The sequence below is a fragment of the Planktothrix tepida PCC 9214 genome (genome assembly GCF_900009145.1).
GTDB lineage: Bacteria > Cyanobacteriota > Cyanobacteriia > Cyanobacteriales > Microcoleaceae > Planktothrix > Planktothrix tepida.
On the sequence record NZ_LN889799.1, the window covers coordinates 1 to 4,285 of the forward strand.

General features: G+C 40.0%; 2 protein-coding genes. Both read right to left on the reverse strand.

Annotation, left to right across the window (positions count from 1 at the left end; translation table 11 throughout):
• Positions 1 to 1,100, reverse strand: a 1,100-nt coding sequence (locus tag PL9214_RS12465) for a GAF domain-containing protein (RefSeq protein WP_139295048.1), incomplete at its 3' end; no start/stop codon positions are given.
• A 141-nt stretch (positions 1,101 to 1,241) separates the two neighbouring features.
• On the reverse strand, positions 1,242 to 4,285 hold a 3,044-nt coding region (locus PL9214_RS12470; protein WP_072719144.1), incomplete at its 5' end, for a hybrid sensor histidine kinase/response regulator.

Genomic DNA, 4,285 nt, shown 5'->3' on the forward strand with positions numbered 1-4,285 from the left:
CGCATTTCGAGATCAATGCGATAAATAATATCTGTGGCGTTTTCGACTAAAGCGCGAAATTCTGCCGCTACGCGCTGGCGTTCGAGTAATTCAGCATCGATGTGTTTGTAAAGTTCTGTCTCTACCCGTTCATACATTTCTGCTTGTTGAATGGCGATCGCCAGTTGTAACCCTAACTGCTGTAACAAATTGATTTCGTCATCTTGCCATTGACGGGGGCGATCACATTGATGGGCGATTAATAACCCCCATAAATCATACTCAGTTTTTGGTTTTGAGATTGAACTACTGGTTTGTGAAATATTGTAGTTATTTAATAAGAGTGGCACGACCAAATTAGCCCGAACCTGAAAGTCTTTTAACATCTCGCGATGGCATTCAGTGAGATCAATTATGTCAATGTCTGAGGCTACGAAAACTCTACCTTGGCGATAGGGTTGCAGATAGTTTTCCTGAAAACAGACATCTTCAAATTGCAGGTCTAAACAGACCCTATACGGGGGTAATACGGATTCTGCTACCATTATTCCACTGAAATCAGGCAAAAATTTGTAGATTAAAACCCGATCAGTCTGGAGAAACTCCCGCACTTCCTCCACAGTCCTTTGTAATACCTGTTCTAGTCGCAGAGATTCGCGAATTCGCAGGGAAATACTGTTAACTAAATTCTGCTGTTCTTGTTGACGGGCGATTTGCCGTTTTAAGCTTAACTGTTGCAAGACGGACTGAGTTTTCTGGCGAACCACAAAACTGCTCAATTTGCCTTTGACCCAATAATCCTGTGCACCACTTTTGATCACCTCGACAGCAATGGTTTCATTTCCCTGCCCTGTTAAGATGATCACTGGGACAAGCCTGTTTCCATAGCGTTTGTGCCATTCCTGCAAAAATCCAAATCCATTATCATCGGGTAATATATAATCCAACACGATCAGATCGGGTAGAGTCCGATCACAAATCTCCAATGCTTCACTAACCAATTCCGCTTCTAAAATTTGATAGTAGCAGCCCTTTTCTTCGTATAAATAGCGACAAAAACTTTCTCTATCTTCTGGGCTATCGTCTACAATTAAAATGGTGTAGGTGGGTTTGTCACTCATACAGGATGCAAGTCATAATCTGGTTTGCTCGATTAAAGCATATTTTAAATTTGCTAGTAAAGTATCCAAAACATCGAAATTATCGGGGTCATCATCAATAATTAAAATAATCGGCATTTTTTCCATTACTGGGGGTTTCCTTTAATTCAATAAATCTTCAATCTTCTCGACCAGTTGTTTTAATTTGACTGGCTTAGAAAGATAATCATTTGCTCCTGCATTTAAACATTTTTCTTGATCTCCTGTCATCGCTAAAGCAGTTAAGGCAATAATGGGAGTAGAAGTTAACCGTTGTTCAGCCCGAATCTGACGAATAGCCTCTAGTCCATCTACTTTTGGCAGTTGAATATCCATCAATATTAAATCAGGAGATAAAGACTTGGCTAGTGTAACACCTTCTTCCCCATTTTTGGCGATTTCAATTTTGTAACCTTTACTACTTAAATAACTTGAGATTGTGGCAATATTTAACTCATTATCCTCAACTAATAAAAGAGTTGTGGAACTAGATGGGCGTTGGGAAATAGTCAAGATTGGGCTGTGTTTTGATGGCTGAAATTCTTTATACTGGATAGAATTAGGGGGAGATATCGTAGTTTCAACAGTTGGTGCTTTACTAACAACATAAGGTAAGCAAACCATAAAACAACTTCCTTTTCCTAACTCACTGGTAACTCCCACCGTTCCTTGATGAAGTTCGACTAAACGACGCACCAATGCTAATCCTAAGCCTGTGCCACTATACTGACGATTCAGACTGCTATCAATTTGGATAAACGGTTGGAATAATTTACTGGCATTTTCAGGGGTTAGGCCAATACCTGTATCGATGACCGAGAATTGTAATAAATTCTGCGGGGTTGAGGATATCACTTTTACCTCTAATTTGACACTGCCGCCATCAGGAGTAAATTTAACGGCATTATTGAGGAGATTAATCAAAACTTGACGAATCCGAAACTCGTCTACCACAATATCCTCTAACCTCTTTGGGATCTCGGTCGTGAGTTGAATATTTTTTTTAAGGGCTTGTTGTCGAACAAAAGTTACGCTATTTGTGCACAGGTAATTGATCGATACTTGAGCTAACTGTAATTCTAATTTACCAGATTCTACTTTTGCGAGATCCAAAACATCGTTAATCAGAGCTAACAGATGATTACCACTGCGATCAATACTATTGACGGCTTGTTTCTGTTGTTCACTAAGGTTCTCAAAAACTCCATCCTGTAAGCCTTCACTCATTCCTAAAATCGCATTCAGGGGGGTGCGTAATTCGTGGCTCATATTCGCCAAAAATTCATCTTTAAGCCGGGTCGCTCGATCTAGTTCCGCATTTGTTAGGGTCAATCGTTCGTTTACCTGTCGCAGTTGTTTTTCCGCTTCTTTAGCGCTGGTAATATCAAAGTTCAGACCGACCATTCGTTGCGGTTCTCCACGTTCGTTGTTTTGGATTAACGCATAGGATTTGAGATATCGGATTGAACCATCAGGATGAATCACTCGAAATTCAGTATTGATTGTTTGTTTATGATGCCATTGTTGATTCATGGCTTCTATCAGTTCTCGATCATCAGGATGCAAGCTGTTGAGCCAAGTTTGAGCGGATTTACGACGATCAGACTTTTCTACCCCATAAAGTTCATACATTCGGTCATCCCAGATCAGTAGGTCTTGCAAAATATCCCATTCCCAAATCCCAAACCCTCCTGATTCGATGGCTAATGATAATCGGTCGGAGAGAATTCGCAGTTTTTCTTCCGCTTCCTTGGCTGGAGTAATATCAAAGTTAACCCCGACCATTCGTTGCGGTTCTCCACTGTTATTCCGTTGAACTAAAGCATAAGCTTTGATATATCGGATGGAACCATCAGAATGAATCACTCGAAATTCTGTGTCGTATTCCTGCTCACCGCGTAACGCTTGTTGAATTGCAGTTTCAGTTCTTTCTCGATCCTGGGGATGCAATGCGTTTGCCCAGGTTTGATAGGTGGTTTCTGGGACATCTGGCTTCTCTAACCCATAAAGTTCATACACTCGCTCATCCCAGATGATTCGCTCTTGCAAAATATCCCACTCCCAAATCCCAAATCCTCCAGATTTAATCGCCAAGGACAAGCGATCTGAAAGATTTTGCAATTTTTCTTCAGATTGTTTACGTTCAGTAATATCTTGAGCCGTACCCACAATTTGCTTGAGCGTTCCATCTTTGTTGTATAAGAAAGCTGCATCGCGACTGAGTAACCAGTGCCATTCCCCGTTGACATCTCGCAGCCGATATTCACAGTTTCGCTTTTCAACATTCTGGAGAGTATGTAAGTTGTTCAGATGAATTAATACAGTGTTTAAATCATCGGGATGGACAAGATGGATAAATAATTGACTGTCCATCCCTTGGATCTGCTCAGGGGAATATCCCAAAATATCAAGTACCTCATGATTGCAGTAAATATTGCGATGTTCCTCAAGATCGTAAATATAAATAACATTGGGTGTATTGTCAGTAATACTTTGAATAAAACGTTGACTTTCTTGTAATTCGGCGGTTCGTTGTTCAACTCTAGTTTCGAGTTCTTGGTTGAGTTTTTGCAGTTGTTGTTCTATTTTTTTTCGTTCACGGAGTGCCTCTTGCTGTTTACTAATATCGTTTGAGCAACCAATTAAATGAATAATATTTCCCTCTTGATCCCGAATCACGGAAAGACGCAAGCTAATATAAACTTTTTCTCCTGATTTTGTGCGGTTACAAAACTCAACTTCGTGGTTTCCTTTCGCCAATAAAGGCTGGAAGATTGACGATTGAAGTTGAGGAAAATCTTCAGGATAATAGAGTATGCTAATATTTTGACCAATGGCTTCAGCAGCAGTATAACCATAGAGTTTTTCCGCTCCCCGATTCCAACTGTAAATTTTCCCAGAAAGGTCAGTAGAAATGACTGCATCGTGGATTCTTTCGAGAATCTCAGCTTGAAATTTTAACGTTTGTTCGTGATATTTGATCTTACTAATATCGCGGGCAATACAGAGAAATGAATAAACTTCCCCGGCTTCATTAAATTCGGGGACAATCCGAACTTGAAACCAAACCGAGCTATTGAAATCAGGAAAGGGATGTTCAATAGTTTCTTGAGTTTTTGTCTGAATAATTTGATTGAGAGTAGTATTCCATAAATTAATAATCTCTG